The following is a 13,903-nucleotide window of genomic DNA, read 5'->3' as shown; positions in this document are numbered from 1 at the left end:
ACTGTATGTAATACACTTAATACAATATAGGGGACGAATATATTTGTCAACTGAAAATGTTAGAAAAATTTGGTATTAAAAAAAGGTAAATTGGAAAAAATAGGTCTGATATAGAATGGAGGGTTAGTCATGAAGCGAGTTTTTGGAATACTTGTTTGTTTCATGTTATTGCTTTCTGGAACTTCAGTGAGTTTCGCACAATCTGAGAAAACGAAGCAGGAGAAAACAGAAGAAACAACACCGAAGTTAGCGGAACAAGCGTCGTCAGCAATCGTAATTGAGCAAGATACAGGTAAAGTTTTATTTGATAAAAACCCAAATGAAAAATTACCACCTGCTAGTATGACAAAGATTATGACAATGCTTTTAATTATGGAACAAGTTGAAAAAGGAAAACTAAAACTGACCGATAAAGTTAGAGCGAGCGAACATGCAGCTTCAATGGGTGGATCGCAAATCTTTTTAGAACCTGGGGAAGAGATGACTGTAAACGAGATGTTAAAGGGTATTGCAATTGCATCTGGAAATGACGCATCTGTTGCAGTAGCCGAGCATATCGCAGGTTCAGAAGAAGGATTTGTAAATATGATGAACAAAAAGGCGAAAGATCTAGGGCTGAAAAATACACATTTTCAAAACCCAACAGGTCTTCCGGCCAAAGACCATTATTCGACAGCAAATGATATGGCTATAATGGCGAGAGAATTGATGAAGTATCCACTTATTCGTAAATACACAGGTAAGTACGAAGATTATTTACGTGAAGATACGGATAAAAAGTTTTGGCTTGTTAATACGAATAAGCTAGTACGTTTTTATCCTGGCGTAGATGGAGTAAAAACAGGTTTTACGACAGAAGCGAAATATTGTTTAACAGCATCGGCTGAAAAAAATGGCATGCGTGTCATTTCAGTTGTCATGGGAGCACCAACATCAAAAGAACGGAACAACCAAGTGACGAAGCTTCTTGACTACGCATTTGGTCAATATATGACAAAGAAATTGTATACGCGCGGCGAAAAAATTAAGACAGTTCAAGTAGGGAAAGGGAAAAAAGAAAAAGTAGATTTAGTTGCATCAGATAATGTTTCTCTTCTTATGAAGAAGGGCGAGAATATGGACAAGGTAAAACAAGAAGTAATTGCTGAAAAGAAAGTAAAAGCACCGATTAAAAAAGGTGACGCGCTTGGTACACTTGTTATTAAAAAAGATAAAGATGTTTTATTAAAACAAACAATTGTAGCAAAAGAAGATGTTGCTGCAGCGAGCTGGTGGGAGTTATTTAAAAGAAGTTTTGGGATGTTTTCAACATCAAAATAGCGGCAAATATTTTGCCGCTTTTCTATTCGTATGTAAGTGAATAATGCTGAAAGGTTTCACTTTATGACGAAATAGTTCTTCTTTTGTCAGCAGGAAGGATTCTTATTTTGTATCACGAAAATCTTTATGTATGTGAATAAGTAAAGTTTGAGCATAAGGAGGAAATCGTGTGAGTCTTTCCATGCAATTAGAAGTAAAACGTGACGTCCTATGTGTGAGACTAGAGGGTGAATTAGATCATCATACGGCTGAAGAGTTGCGAACGAAAGTAACAGATATGATTGAGACACATGGTGTTCATCATATTGTTTTGAGCCTAGAGAACTTATCTTTTATGGATAGTTCTGGTCTAGGTGTTATATTAGGCCGATATAAACACGTAAAGGGATTAGGTGGAGAAATGGTTGTTTGTGCAATTTCACCGCCTGTTAAGCGTTTATTTGAAATGTCGGGCTTATTCAAAATCGTTCGCTTAGAAGAAAGTGAAGCGCACGCGCTCGCGACGTTGGGGGTGGCATAGATGAGAAATGAAATGAACCTTCAATTTTCAGCATTAAGTCAAAATGAATCGTTCGCTCGCGTTACAGTAGCGGCTTTCATTGCACAACTAGATCCAACGATGGAAGAATTAACGGAGATTAAAACAGTTGTGTCAGAAGCGGTTACAAATGCAATTATTCATGGATACGAAGGAAATGCAGAAGGTATTGTTTATATTTCTGTAATTTTGGAAGAAGCAATGGTGAAACTCACGATTCGAGATGAAGGGATTGGAATCTTTAACTTAGATGAAGCGAGACAACCCCTTTTTACAACTAAACCTGAATTAGAGCGTTCCGGAATGGGATTTACTATCATGGAAAATTTTATGGATGAAGTAGAAGTTATTTCAAACGAATCTTTCGGGACAACAATCCATTTGACAAAATACTTATCAAATAGTAACGCTCTATGCAATTAAGGAGAATAGCCTATGGACATAGAGGTCAAAAATGAGAAGAAGAAACCTCAGTTAAAGGACCACGAGCTAAAAGCGTTAATTCAAAAAAGTCAAGATGGAGATCAACAAGCGAGAGATACAATCGTTCAAAGTAATATGCGCCTCGTTTGGTCGGTTGTACAGCGGTTTCTTAATCGAGGATACGAACCAGACGACCTATTTCAAATTGGATGTATTGGGCTCTTGAAATCGGTAGATAAATTTGATTTATCTTTCGACGTGAAATTTTCAACATATGCAGTTCCAATGATTATTGGTGAAATACAACGTTTCTTACGTGATGATGGATCAGTGAAAGTTAGTAGGTCTTTAAAAGAAACAGGAAACAAAATTCGAAAGATGAGAGATGAGCTTTCGAAAGAATTCGGAAGGGCTCCAACGATTAATGAAGTGGCAGAGGCACTAGAACTAACGCCAGAGGAAGTTGTTCTAGCACAAGAAGCGAGCCGGGCCCCTTCGTCTATACATGAAACTGTATATGAAAACGATGGAGATCCAATCACTATTTTAGATCAAATTGCAGATCAATCTGAAACGAAATGGTTCGATAAAATTGCTTTAAAAGAAGCGATTAGAGAACTAGATGAACGAGAGCGCTTAATTGTATACTTGCGTTACTATAAAGATCAAACACAGTCAGAAGTAGCAGAGCGCATAGGCATTTCGCAAGTACAAGTTTCAAGACTTGAAAAGAAAATATTAAAACAGATGAAAGATCGAATAGACGAATAATTGTCTATTCGATTTTTTTATGCCGTTAATAGGAGAGAGATGTTAATTTTCGCAAAAATTAACAGAATTTATTGATAATTTAGTCAATTTAAAATATAATCCAAGTATGAACTTGTCATAAAGGGGGAAGGAAACATGGAAACGAGGCAACAATGGGGAACGAGAGCTGGATTTATTTTTGCAGCGGTCGGATCTGCCGTTGGATTAGGAAACATATGGCGTTTTCCTTATACAGCGTATGAAAATGGAGGAGGAGCATTCTTTTTACCGTACTTATTTGCATTATTAACGACTGGTATTTCATTGTTAGCGTTTGAGTTTGCCCTTGGTCATCGTCATCGTGGTTCAGCACCACTTACATTTTTCCGTATTAGCCCGCGTGCCGAATTTATTGGATGGTGGCAAATGTGCGTAACATTTATCGTTTCAACATATTATGCAGTGATTATTGCTTGGTCTATATCGTATACATACTTTGCAATTACTGGAGCATGGGGAAAAGACACGCAATCATTTTTATTTAAAGAGTACTTACATGTTGCAGATAAGCCAGGGCAATTTGGAGGACTTGTACCGGAAGTATTAATTCCATTAGCTCTCGTTTGGATTATTGTGCTTGGCGTTGCATTTAAAGGAGTTAAAAAAGGAATCGAAGTTGTTAACCGTATATTTATTCCTTTATTAGTTGTTATGTTCCTTATTATCGTCGTTCGTGCAGTGACGATGGAAGGTGCTATGCAAGGACTAGATGCATTCTTTAAACCAGATTGGAGTCGTATTTTTGATGGGAAAGTATGGCTTGCTGCTTATGGTCAAATATTCTTTAGTTTATCTTTAGCATTTGGAATTATGATTACGTATTCTAGTTATTTACCGAAAAACTCGGATACAACAAATAATGCCTTTATTACTGGATTTGCCAACTCAGGATTTGAATTATTAGCAGGTATTGGGGTCTTTGCAGCTCTTGGATTTATGGCGAATAATATGGGAGTACCGGTTGATAAAGTAGCAAGTGCTGGCGTTGGGCTTGCGTTCGTAGTATTTCCGCAAATTATTAATGAATTGCCGATGTCACCGTTGTTTGGTGTATTATTTTTCTTATCGTTAACGGTTGCTGGAATCACATCACTTATTTCACTCGCGGAAGTATGTTTTGCCGCTGTATCTGAAAAATTCAGTTTAAGTCGGGAAAAAACCATTGGAATTATGGGAACCCTTCTCGTGTTAGTTTCTCTTGTATTTGCAACACGTGGTGGGCTTATGTTCTTAGATGTTGTCGACTATTTCGCTAATAATTTCGGATTAATTACAATTGCACTTGCGGAAGTAGTGACGATAGGGCTCATTTTACGTCGTTTACCAGTTTATCAAAATCATGCAAACTTTGTATCTGATATTAAATTAGGAACGTTTTGGAGAGTAAGTTTACTCGTTATTACTCCGCTTATGTTAGGGTATATGCTAATTGATGGTACAATCCAAAACATTAAAAAGAATTATGGAGATTATCCGACTGAGTTTGTTGTAACGTATGGTTGGTCGATAGCAGCAGCCTTCCTTATCGTTGCGCTAATTATTAGTCTAAAGAAATGGAATGCACAAATACATTCGGATTCTGCCAAGCTTGAAAAAGAGTGGAAAGATCGAGGTGTTTCATAATGAGTGGATCAGCAATTATGATGATGGTTATTGGAATAGTAGTCATTTGGGGAGGGCTTGCATTAAGTATTGCAAACTTATTTAAGAAAAAGGCATAAGTAAAAAACATCTGTACCGAAATGGTGCAGATGTTTTTTTATGAAAAAATTGTATTAGAAAAAAATTCAATAACCATACTACAACTACGAGGAAGAGTGAAGGGGTGAATGAAAGTTGGAACAAACGATTTATATTAAAATGCGCAATCGTTTAAAAGTTTCTCCTACTTATGAAGTAAAGCTGGGCGATGTTGCTCAACTTGCCGGAGATTCTTCCGTAGTTGAGTTGTTACAAAATGAGATAGTTTACAAAATAACAGCGCATGATAAGACGCATGTTGTAATTGATGTTATGAAAGTAATTGAGATTATTCAACAGAAAGCATCTCATCTACAAATTAATTTACTCGGTTCTGGACAAACTCTTGTTGAAATTATATACGAAAAAAAGAAGGCACACCCAATTTTTTTCGGGCTTGTATGGCTATTACTTTTCATTGGAGCGGCCCTTGCGATCATTTATTTCCATGAAGATGTAAGTATGCAACAAGTACATCAACGGTTATATTACATGATTACTGGAGAATTTAATGCGCAACCACTTTTATTTCAAATTCCTTATTCTTTAGGTCTTGGTTTAGGGATGGTTTTATTCTTTAATCATGTATTTCAAAAGCGAATTAATGAAGAGCCAAGTCCGCTAGAAGTTGAGATGTTTCAATACCAACAGTCACTTGATCAGTATGTAATCGTTAATGAAAACAAGGATAATATGAAACAACTTACCGATGATTGAGTATGGATTTGTTATTTTAATTGGTTTAGCTGGAGGGATTGCGGTAGGTAGCGGATATGTCGCATTTTTAGCTGTACTTGGTATAATCCCCCGTTTAGCCCAATTAACGAGAAGTGGAAAGCATATTCAATATTTTGAGTGGGCAGTCATTGCAGGTACTTTAACAGGGGCTTGGTGCAGTTTGAAAAACATTACATTTCAAACGTCGCAATATTGGCTCGTTATATTAGGGATATTTTGTGGCACGTTCATTGGAATGCTTGCTGCAGCATTAACAGAGGTGTTAAATGTTCTACCTATTTTAGCGAAACGAGTAGGGGTAGAGGGGAAGATTATTGTTTTACTCGTTGCTCTTGTACTTGGGAAAGTAATAGGATCGTTGTTTCACTGGATTTATTTCGTAAAGTAGGAGGCAGTATATAAATGACAAGTCAGAAATTGAAGGATGATTACATAAATAAAGTGAAGGAGTATCATCCAAAGCCAAACTATTTACTAAATTGTATCAAAGCATTTCTTGTAGGTGGACTCATTTGCACAGTTGGAGAAGTATTGATGAAATTTTATATACATTATTTTCACTTCAGTGAACAAGAGGCAGGAAACCCAACTGTTGCAACCCTTGTTTTATTATCCGCGATTTTAACAGGGTGTGGTGTATATGATAAAATCGGTCAATTTGCTGGAGCAGGATCAGCGGTACCGGTAACAGGATTTGCAAATTCTATGGCGAGCGCTGCCTTAGAACATAAGAGCGAAGGGGTTGTTCTAGGGATTGCTACAAATATGTTTAAACTGGCAGGAAGTGTGATTGTATTTGGGGTTGTTGGTGCATATATCATTGGGTTAATAAGGTATACCTTTAAAATTTTTATGTCTTAAAGGAGGGGCTAGTATGAGGTTGACCGGAAAACAAACGTGGGTATTTCAAAATGATATATATGTGAATGCAACGGGTACTGCTGTCGGTCCGAAAGAAGCTGAGGGCCCTCTTGGGAAAAAATTTGATATTTCATATGATGACTTGCATTGTGGAGAAGAAAATTGGGAGCTCGCCGAACGAAGATTAATGTCAGACTCAATTCAACAAGCAGTGCAAAAAGGGAATATAAAAACATCGCAAATTGATTTCTTTTTAGCGGGAGATTTATTAAATCAAACAGTGACAGCAAATTATGTTGCGCGTAAGTGGGGCATTCCTTTTTTAGGAATGTTTAGCGCTTGTGCAACGTCTATGGAGACTTTAGCAGTTGGCTCAGCTTTTATAGACGGTGGATTTGCAAATCGTGTCTTAGCTACAGTAAGCAGTCATAATGCAACGGCTGAAAGACAATTTCGCTATCCAACAGAGTACGGTGGGCAAAAACCAGGGACAGCAAATTCAACTGTGACTGGTGCAGGATCTATATTAATTAGCAATGAAAAAAGTGCAATTAAAATTACGTCAGCTACAATCGGAAAAGTGCAAGATTTAGGAATTACAAATCCTTTGGATATGGGGGCAGCGATGGCTCCAGCAGCAGCTCATACAATTCAACAACATTTTGAAGATTTAAGAAGAAGTGCCGATGATTATGATTTGATTGTTACGGGTGATTTATCAGCTGTTGGGACGCCGATTGCGAAACAACTTTTACTTGAGGAAGGTTATGATCTTGGGCATATATACAATGATTGTGGATTGATGATTTATGAATCAAGTCAAGAAGAAGTGTTTGCAGGTGGTAGTGGTTGCGCTTGTTCAGCAGTTGTTACGTATGGCCATTTATTACACGAGATGCAAAAAGGGAATTTACAACGAATTTTTGTCGTTGCGACTGGTGCATTATTAAGCCCGATGATGATGCAACAGAAGGAAACGATTCCAACAATTGCACATGGTGTCGTATTTGAGAGAGTTAAAGGAGAGTGAATTGTGGATTTTATATATGCATTTCTTGTAGGTGGAGCTATTTGTTTAATTGGGCAACTATTGTTAGATTTCGTAAAGTTAACACCAGCTCATTTAATGGTAACTTTTGTAGTCATCGGAGCAATTTTAGATGGATTTGGATTGTACGATAAACTAATAAAATTTGCAGGTGCTGGAGCGACAGTCCCTATTACAAGTTTTGGACATTCACTATTGCACGGAGCAATGCATGCAGCAGAAAAACATGGATATTTAGGAATTGGTATTGGCATGTTTAGTTTAACGTCTGCGGGCATTTCCGCAGCGATATTGTTTTCATTTTTTATAGCACTTATATGTAAACCGAAAGGATAAATCAAATGAGACGAAGGGTTGTTTTGGTCACAGATGGAGATGAATATGCAAAGCGGACAATTGAGCTTTTAACGAAGGAATTTGGGGGAAGGTGTATTTCAGCATCACAAAGTAATCCAACCAAATTGACAGGGAAAAAAGTTGTTGAGCTTATTATGCAAACGCCATATGACCCTGTATTTGTCATGTTTGATGACAGTGGATTTATTGGAGAAGGATCTGGTGAAAAGGCATTAAAATATGTGGCTACCCATAAACAAATTGATGTGCTCGGTATTTTAGCAGTGGCGTCTAATACGCATCATTGGGAATGGGCACGTGTAGATGTAAGTGTAGATCGGAACGGGAATTTAACCGAATATGGTGTTGATAAATTTGGACTTCCAGATGGTGAAATTGGCAGGATTAGTGGAGATACAATATATTGTTTAGACGATTTAAATGTTCCTGTCATTGTTGGAGTTGGTGATATTGGTAAAATGTGCGGAAATGATGAATGGGAGAGAGGGTCACCTATTACAAAGAAAGCAATTCAATTAATTTTGGAAAGGAGTGGTTTTTATGACGAAGCCTAAAAAAGTGGATATCCCTATATCAACTTTCATAAGTGACAATGAAAATTATTTAAAGCAGACAGTTGGACTAGGCGTTACATACGATGTTGGCATTCGTAAATTTCAAATTTTGAATAAAGAAATTGGTGTGTTATTTGTAAACGGACTTTGTGATACAAATTATATTATCCCTATTTTAGAAGAAGCGGTGGATACAAATGAGATAAGGGATGTAGAAGAAGATACAGTGAAGCTTTTAGAGAATCGCTTAATCCATCAACAAGTAAGTAAAGTGAAAACGATGGATGAGGTAATGCTCCAAGTATTATCAGGACTCATCGTGATATTTGTGGAAGGTGAAACGGAAGCGTTCGCGATCGATGTTCGTAGTTATCCAGGGCGAACACCGACAGAACCAGATACCGAAAAGGTAGTACGAGGTGCGAGGGATGGATTTGTTGAAAATATCGTTGTAAATACAGCGTTAATTCGTAGGAGAATTCGAGATCCACGTCTTCGAAATGAAATGGTTCGAGTAGGAGATAGATCGCAAACGGATATTTGTATTACATACGTTCAAGATGTTGCAAATCCAGATTTAGTAAAGATTATAAAACAAGAATTAAATAACATCGATGTAGATGGAATTACGATGGCGGATAAAACAGTAGAAGAATTTGTTGTAAAGCAAAGCTATAACCCATTCCCACTTATTCGATATACAGAAAGGCCAGATGTAGCAGCAAATCATCTACTGGAAGGACATGTGTTAGTACTTGTTGACACATCGCCAAGTGCTATGATTACACCGACAACATATTTTCATCATTTACAGCACGCGGAAGAGTTTAGACAAAATCCAGCTGTCGGTACATTTTTACGCTGGGTGCGCTTTTTAGGTGTTATATTCTCGTTATTTTTATTACCATTTTGGTTAGTGTTTGTATTTGATCCAACTCTTTTGCCAGCAAATCTTGCTTTTATTGGACCGACTAAGATGACGCATTTACCAATTTTATTACAGGTGTTAATGGCAGAGGTCGGACTTGAGTTTTTAAGGATGGCAGCCATTCATACTCCAACGCCGTTATCGTCTGCAGCAGGGTTGATTTCCGCTATATTAATTGGTCAAATTGCAATTGATGTAGGTTTGTTTGTGCCAGAAGTAATTTTGTATGTAGCAGTTTCGATGGTTGGTGCATATGCAACACCGAGTTATGAATTAGGATTAGGGAATAAGGTTGGGAAATTGTTTGTTATTATTTTAACAGGTCTCTTCCATGAGATGGGATTTGTAATTGGTATGACGATATTAATTTTATTTTTAACGTCTATAAAAAGTTTACAAACACCTTATTTATGGCCGTTTTTACCATTTGATTGGGGCGCGTTAACAAAAATTTTACTCCGTCCAACGATGTCTAGTTTAAAAGTACGACCAAGTATTGTAAGACCTCAAAATGTAAAAAGACAAAAATAAACGGGATTATACACCCGTTTATTTTTTTTAGCAAAAAATTTATTATTTTTTAACAAAAATCAAACATTTTTTGTGTACACTTAGAGTAGATATTGTGTATGAAAGGGGAAGAGGACATGATTAAATTATTTGTAAGTGATTTAGATGACACGCTCGTTTACGATGTGAATCATATGCAAAAAGAAGATGAACGTGCGCTGTGTTGGTTAGCTGAGAAAGGGACAAATATTTGTTTTGCCTCTGGCCGCTTTACACACAGAATTGATGAAGTTGTAAAAAGGTTTGCATTCCCATATTACACAACTGGCTTAAATGGAGCGACAATGTTACTTCCGGATGGAAATTTATTTCATGAATCGAGTTTTGAAAATGTGGTTGCCCAGGAAATATATCGATATATACATAAAAAAGGACTAGCGGATATTGTTTGTGCAAATGAGCAGCGATATACAAAAAGGAAGAATGAACATCACCATAATTTTGAAGCATATATGGGCGTGCATATCGCTGAAATTGAAGCGTTAGAAGAAGAGTTTGGTAAGACTGTACACCCTGCAAAATTGTTTGTTTTTGGAGAAGAAGAGAAAATTGTGACGTTAGATCAAGAGCTACGAGACACGTTTCAAGGCGAAGCGGAAGTTTTTATATCAGGTAAACGCTATGTTGATATTATGCCAAGAGGCGTGAGTAAGGGGAGTGCTCTAAAGCGACTAATGGATCATTTGCAAATTGAAGCAAATGAAGTTGCTTGTATTGGAGATTCTTTCAATGATATTTCTATGTTTGAAGTAACCCCACATTCATTTACTCTTCATCATGCCCATCCATATGTAAAGGAGAAAGCAAATCATATAGTGCGTTCGGTTGAAGAGGCTGTTATGAAATTACCGTTACTTGTATAAAAAAGAAGCCCGTCATTGGCGGGCTTCTTTTTTACTTGAATAAAGATTTAACAAAATCAATGATACTTGAGAAGAAATCTTTCACTTTATCTAGAAAACTTTGCCCTTCTTCAGATCCTAAAAAGGCAGAAACATGTTCTTTTGCTTTGTTTAATTGACTACCAACTTGATTCCAATCGATATTAAGATTTTTCATTTTATCAAATAACGATACTAAGTTATCTAACTGTTCATCTGTTAATGTAATGCCGAGTTGATCAGCAATTTTTTTAATTAATGAACGTAAATCTTCTGTTGTTTTTGGCTGTTCTTTTGCAATTTCTTCTTTAATTTTTGCAACAAGTTGAACTGCTTTTTCTTCACCAATTTTATCACCAAGCTGGGCTGTTTGTACCATTTCTTCATTCGCTACTTTTTTAACTTCTTCAGGAATTTGTTTATTGGACGCAGTTTCGTATGCTTTCATTAATCCAGTTAAAGCTGCAGTTCCTGAAACTTTAAAAGGTGCAGTAATTTGAATTTCTGCATCTTTTACACCTGCTGTAATCAAAGCGTTAGTGTACATTGCATCTGTTACCCAGTTAATGTTCTTTGATCGTACAATAAGACCAGATCCTGGTTTTGTGTATGTAATCATAGAAGAAGAAATTGCTCTCGTACCAATTTGTGCTTTTGGAACAATGCCTTCTAGAAATTTATGTTCTTCCGCATTAGATACAGTGATAATTGTAGCATCTTTTGGTGCTTTCATTTCTTTTAACAGATCTTGTTTTTGTTGTTCGGATAAGTTCTCTCCTAATGTAACAATTGATTCTCCCTCGATGATGTCTGCAAATGAAGCTGTTGGCATCATAAATACCGTTACAGCTAATAGCAGAGCTAATAATTTCGTTTTCACGAAAAATCGCTCCCTTTCTCTTTCTAAAATTTTCGGGCAACAAAGTTATTATAGTATATATTTCTTATTTGTCACCTAGCTTTTTCCACATTTCAAAAAAGAAGTATCTAGATTGTCGGATTCTTTTTGTTTCTAGTCATGAATGTGGTAATATAGTGCTGAGATAATTGAAAGGAGACATATACGCATGAAAACTTTAGGATACATATTAATGGAAAACGGTGAAAAAATCGACTTGGAATTTTTCCCAGAAGAAGCACCGAAAACAGTAGAAAACTTTAAAAAATTAGCAGAGCAAGGATTTTATGATGGTGTGACATTCCACCGTGTTATTCCTGGCTTCGTAAGCCAAGGTGGAGACCCAACAGGTACAGGTGCAGGTGGCCCAGGTTACTCTATTCCATGTGAAACTGATGGAAACCCTCATAGACACCTTGTAGGATCACTTTCTATGGCTCACGCTGGCCGTAACACAGGCGGTAGCCAATTCTTTATCGTTCATGAGCCACAACCGCATTTAGATGGTGTTCATACTGTATTTGGTAAAGCAACAAGCGGTATTGAAACAGTATTAAAAATGCGTCAAGGCGATGTAATGAAAGAAGTTAAAGTTTGGGAAGAATAAGGTAAGGAAAAAGAGAGCTTTTGCTCTCTTTTTTATTTTTAATGAGATTGAGTACTTCTTCTACAGCTCATCATACAAGTAGTATTGTTGCTAAAATATATTGCTTGTGAGAACAAACCTTTAACCAATTACATAGAATACATTACATTATATGTTTCAATAAATATTTTTTGTTATATTAATTTTGCTAGAATTGTGCTGCTTTAGGGTAACTATGAATGAAGTGCTATTGAATGATATGTTTCTTTCCATTCCATATAAAATTTTCTTTTTTAACTCTATTTATTAAAGGAATAGTGCTGAAACATAGATTTGACTTTCTTCTTTTCGCTTTGTATGATTATCAAGTTGTTTTAGACTCTTCTCACTCTGTTGAAAATATTGTAAAATGAATGTGATATGAAAAGAGTGATTGAGGGGATTACTAGTTTGTAACTTTTGTAAGAAGGGATAAGGGTTATGTTAATTCGTTTTAAAAAAAGTTATGAAAAAATTGCAATGGGGCTTCTTTCGTTTATGCCAACTGAAAAAGATGTGAAAACATTACAATTGACAATGAAAGAATATGAAGCAAAAGATGATTGGCAATTGTATTTGTGGAAAGAAAATGAAGATTTTGTTGGAATAATGGGGATTGTAAAAAAAGAGAATCAAGTATTAGAAATTCAGCATTTGAGTGTGAACCCGTCTCACCGTCATGTGGGGATTGGGACGAAGATGGTTCAAGAGTTAAAGAGTAAATTTCTTGAGTTTACAATTTGCGGAAATGAGCAAACGGCAAGTTTTTGCGAAAAATGTAAAGGGCTAGAACAAAATATACATTCGTGAAAGCAGAGATAAGTAGTTTATTATCTCTGCTTTCTTTTTTGTAATTGTTCGTTTCGTTCAGTAATGACCTCTGTGCGATCACGCAAAGTGTGCTTGTTTATAATATATTCACCTGGGATAGCATTCAAGTCTTTCCAAGAGAGGTTTTGTTTTTGACATAACTCTATGCACTGCTTCTCTAACGATGGATCTGATAAGGGTAAAAATAAAGGTAAAAAACGTTCTTTTTTATGGATAGATTGCAATCTTTCATTGAGCAAGGAAAGAAGTTGTACTTGATTAATTCCTAAACGTTGTAAAGGCACACCGCTTTTTTCTAAAATTGTGATTGCGCTTTTCATCATTTTTGTGGAACCATTCCAATTAGCACGTCTTTGGTGGTATAAAGAAACTGCGATTTGAATGAGACCAACTAAGTAATGATCACGATTACCTCTTGGTTTTGTTTTCCAATACTCTTCTAGTATTTCGTGGCATTCAAAATAGTCATAATCTCCATGGAAATGAATTAAAAATTGTATGTATTCGGTAGGATACATGTTTTCTCGCTCCTATCTAACGGTTATACATATAAGTGTATCATAGAAATATGAACAATAAACGACTAGGAGGTTTCCCCCTAGCCGTTTATTGTTCATATTAGCAGAAGCAAGCTGCTCCTACAATAATTAGTAAAATAAACAGTACAACAAGTAATGCGAACCCACCGCTAAAACCACAATCAACGTGACCCATAGTTTTTTGACCTCCTACATTGTTCTTACTACACTGTTATCATATGAAGTGGTGGGCATGATGACAT

19 protein-coding genes are annotated in these 13,903 nt (G+C 36.3%); 16 read left to right on the top strand and 3 right to left on the bottom strand.

Annotated features, from left to right (window positions below; translation table 11 throughout):
* Positions 1-129 precede the first annotated feature (129 nt).
* The 14 genes from dacF to DN407_RS20095 all read left to right on the top strand — a co-directional run bounded on the left by dacF (position 130) and on the right by DN407_RS20095 (position 10,750).
* The gene (gene dacF / locus DN407_RS20160; protein ID WP_000831998.1) at positions 130-1,320 is read left to right on the top strand and encodes a serine-type D-Ala-D-Ala carboxypeptidase DacF; all 1,191 of its coding nucleotides are present in this window, start codon (positions 130-132) and stop codon (positions 1,318-1,320) included.
* Positions 1,321-1,489: 169 nt separating this feature from the next.
* Positions 1,490-1,840 (top strand): anti-sigma F factor antagonist, encoded by a 351-nt coding sequence (spoIIAA, locus tag DN407_RS20155; RefSeq protein WP_000059135.1) that lies wholly within the window; start codon positions 1,490-1,492, stop codon positions 1,838-1,840.
* Positions 1,841-2,281, top strand: coding sequence for an anti-sigma F factor (spoIIAB, locus tag DN407_RS20150; protein WP_001243398.1), 441 nt, complete (start codon positions 1,841-1,843; stop codon positions 2,279-2,281).
* Between the two features lie 12 nt (positions 2,282-2,293).
* The gene (sigF, locus tag DN407_RS20145; RefSeq protein ID WP_000350729.1) at positions 2,294-3,052 is read left to right on the top strand and encodes an RNA polymerase sporulation sigma factor SigF; all 759 of its coding nucleotides are present in this window, start codon (positions 2,294-2,296) and stop codon (positions 3,050-3,052) included.
* A gap of 135 nt (positions 3,053-3,187) precedes the next feature.
* Positions 3,188-4,714 carry a sodium-dependent transporter gene (locus DN407_RS20140; protein ID WP_000450089.1) on the top strand — a complete coding sequence of 509 codons (1,527 nt, stop codon included), beginning with the start codon at positions 3,188-3,190 and terminating at the stop codon, positions 4,712-4,714.
* On the top strand, positions 4,714-4,812 hold the full coding sequence (locus DN407_RS20135; RefSeq protein WP_000016826.1) for a methionine/alanine import family NSS transporter small subunit: 99 nt from the start codon (positions 4,714-4,716) through the stop codon (positions 4,810-4,812). Before DN407_RS20140 ends, DN407_RS20135 begins: the two co-directional genes overlap by 1 nt.
* Positions 4,813-4,927: 115 nt before the next feature.
* The gene (locus tag DN407_RS20130; RefSeq protein ID WP_000438365.1) at positions 4,928-5,548 is read left to right on the top strand and encodes a stage V sporulation protein AA; all 621 of its coding nucleotides are present in this window, start codon (positions 4,928-4,930) and stop codon (positions 5,546-5,548) included.
* Entirely contained in the window at positions 5,541-5,957 is a 417-nt protein-coding gene (gene spoVAB, locus DN407_RS20125; RefSeq protein WP_000575191.1) for a stage V sporulation protein SpoVAB, read from the top strand. Before DN407_RS20130 ends, spoVAB begins: the two co-directional genes overlap by 8 nt.
* A gap of 14 nt (positions 5,958-5,971) precedes the next feature.
* The gene (gene spoVAC / locus DN407_RS20120; RefSeq protein WP_000203810.1) at positions 5,972-6,430 is read left to right on the top strand and encodes a stage V sporulation protein AC; all 459 of its coding nucleotides are present in this window, start codon (positions 5,972-5,974) and stop codon (positions 6,428-6,430) included.
* Between the two features lie 13 nt (positions 6,431-6,443).
* Complete coding sequence (gene spoVAD, locus DN407_RS20115) at positions 6,444-7,460, top strand: stage V sporulation protein AD (protein ID WP_001241163.1); 1,017 nt, start codon at positions 6,444-6,446, stop codon at positions 7,458-7,460.
* 3 nt (positions 7,461-7,463) lie between these two features.
* Positions 7,464-7,814, top strand: coding sequence for a stage V sporulation protein AE (gene spoVAE / locus DN407_RS20110; RefSeq protein WP_149216609.1), 351 nt, complete (start codon positions 7,464-7,466; stop codon positions 7,812-7,814).
* A gap of 5 nt (positions 7,815-7,819) precedes the next feature.
* Positions 7,820-8,389, top strand: coding sequence for a stage V sporulation protein SpoVABEA (spoVAEA, locus tag DN407_RS20105; RefSeq protein WP_001254415.1), 570 nt, complete (start codon positions 7,820-7,822; stop codon positions 8,387-8,389).
* Positions 8,376-9,848 carry a spore germination protein SpoVAF gene (gene spoVAF / locus DN407_RS20100; protein WP_000165596.1) on the top strand — a complete coding sequence of 491 codons (1,473 nt, stop codon included), beginning with the start codon at positions 8,376-8,378 and terminating at the stop codon, positions 9,846-9,848. The genes spoVAEA and spoVAF overlap by 14 nt, the downstream gene beginning before the upstream one ends.
* Positions 9,849-9,946: 98 nt before the next feature.
* Entirely contained in the window at positions 9,947-10,750 is an 804-nt protein-coding gene (locus DN407_RS20095; RefSeq protein ID WP_001987215.1) for a Cof-type HAD-IIB family hydrolase, read from the top strand.
* Positions 10,751-10,781: 31 nt separating this feature from the next.
* On the opposite strand, the gene DN407_RS20090 is transcribed toward DN407_RS20095, so the two are convergent.
* Positions 10,782-11,648, bottom strand: coding sequence for a DUF1002 domain-containing protein (locus tag DN407_RS20090; RefSeq protein ID WP_000850515.1), 867 nt, complete (start codon positions 11,646-11,648; stop codon positions 10,782-10,784).
* 187 nt (positions 11,649-11,835) lie between these two features.
* Here DN407_RS20090 and DN407_RS20085 point away from each other — a divergent pair, with 187 nt between their 5' ends.
* Positions 11,836-12,273 (top strand): peptidylprolyl isomerase, encoded by a 438-nt coding sequence (locus DN407_RS20085; protein ID WP_000853782.1) that lies wholly within the window; start codon positions 11,836-11,838, stop codon positions 12,271-12,273.
* A gap of 459 nt (positions 12,274-12,732) precedes the next feature.
* On the top strand, positions 12,733-13,101 hold the full coding sequence (gene ribT / locus DN407_RS20080) for a GNAT family N-acetyltransferase RibT (protein ID WP_000908401.1): 369 nt from the start codon (positions 12,733-12,735) through the stop codon (positions 13,099-13,101).
* 20 nt (positions 13,102-13,121) lie between these two features.
* Here ribT and DN407_RS20075 read toward each other — a convergent pair whose 3' ends face one another.
* Positions 13,122-13,640, bottom strand: coding sequence for a DUF309 domain-containing protein (locus DN407_RS20075; RefSeq protein ID WP_000283591.1), 519 nt, complete (start codon positions 13,638-13,640; stop codon positions 13,122-13,124).
* A 100-nt stretch (positions 13,641-13,740) separates the two neighbouring features.
* Positions 13,741-13,836 (bottom strand): YjcZ family sporulation protein, encoded by a 96-nt coding sequence (locus tag DN407_RS20070; RefSeq protein WP_000510194.1) that lies wholly within the window; start codon positions 13,834-13,836, stop codon positions 13,741-13,743.
* Positions 13,837-13,903: the final 67 nt, after the last annotated feature.

The sequence above is a fragment of the Bacillus sp. JAS24-2 genome (genome assembly GCF_008274905.1).
Classification (GTDB): Bacteria; Bacillota; Bacilli; order Bacillales; family Bacillaceae_G; genus Bacillus_A; species Bacillus_A cereus.
This window is presented reverse-complemented; position numbering and strand designations above follow the sequence as displayed.

What these genes read in the sequence shown, in the direction of transcription:
- dacF (WP_000831998.1), top strand. Translation starts at nt 130, where the DNA reads ATGAAGCGAGTTTTTGGAATACTTGTTTGTTTCATGTTATTGCTTTCT.
- spoIIAB (WP_001243398.1), top strand. Translation starts at nt 1,841, where the DNA reads ATGAGAAATGAAATGAACCTTCAATTTTCAGCATTAAGTCAAAATGAA.
- sigF (WP_000350729.1), top strand. Translation starts at nt 2,294, where the DNA reads ATGGACATAGAGGTCAAAAATGAGAAGAAGAAACCTCAGTTAAAGGAC.
- DN407_RS20140 (WP_000450089.1), top strand. Translation starts at nt 3,188, where the DNA reads ATGGAAACGAGGCAACAATGGGGAACGAGAGCTGGATTTATTTTTGCA.
- DN407_RS20135 (WP_000016826.1), top strand. Translation starts at nt 4,714, where the DNA reads ATGAGTGGATCAGCAATTATGATGATGGTTATTGGAATAGTAGTCATT.
- spoVAB (WP_000575191.1), top strand. Translation starts at nt 5,541, where the DNA reads ATGATTGAGTATGGATTTGTTATTTTAATTGGTTTAGCTGGAGGGATT.
- spoVAC (WP_000203810.1), top strand. Translation starts at nt 5,972, where the DNA reads ATGACAAGTCAGAAATTGAAGGATGATTACATAAATAAAGTGAAGGAG.
- spoVAD (WP_001241163.1), top strand. Translation starts at nt 6,444, where the DNA reads ATGAGGTTGACCGGAAAACAAACGTGGGTATTTCAAAATGATATATAT.
- spoVAEA (WP_001254415.1), top strand. Translation starts at nt 7,820, where the DNA reads ATGAGACGAAGGGTTGTTTTGGTCACAGATGGAGATGAATATGCAAAG.
- spoVAF (WP_000165596.1), top strand. Translation starts at nt 8,376, where the DNA reads ATGACGAAGCCTAAAAAAGTGGATATCCCTATATCAACTTTCATAAGT.
- DN407_RS20095 (WP_001987215.1), top strand. Translation starts at nt 9,947, where the DNA reads ATGAAAGGGGAAGAGGACATGATTAAATTATTTGTAAGTGATTTAGAT.
- DN407_RS20085 (WP_000853782.1), top strand. Translation starts at nt 11,836, where the DNA reads ATGAAAACTTTAGGATACATATTAATGGAAAACGGTGAAAAAATCGAC.
- ribT (WP_000908401.1), top strand. Translation starts at nt 12,733, where the DNA reads ATGTTAATTCGTTTTAAAAAAAGTTATGAAAAAATTGCAATGGGGCTT.
- DN407_RS20075 (WP_000283591.1), bottom strand. Translation starts at nt 13,640, where the DNA reads ATGTATCCTACCGAATACATACAATTTTTAATTCATTTCCATGGAGAT.
- DN407_RS20070 (WP_000510194.1), bottom strand. Translation starts at nt 13,836, where the DNA reads ATGGGTCACGTTGATTGTGGTTTTAGCGGTGGGTTCGCATTACTTGTT.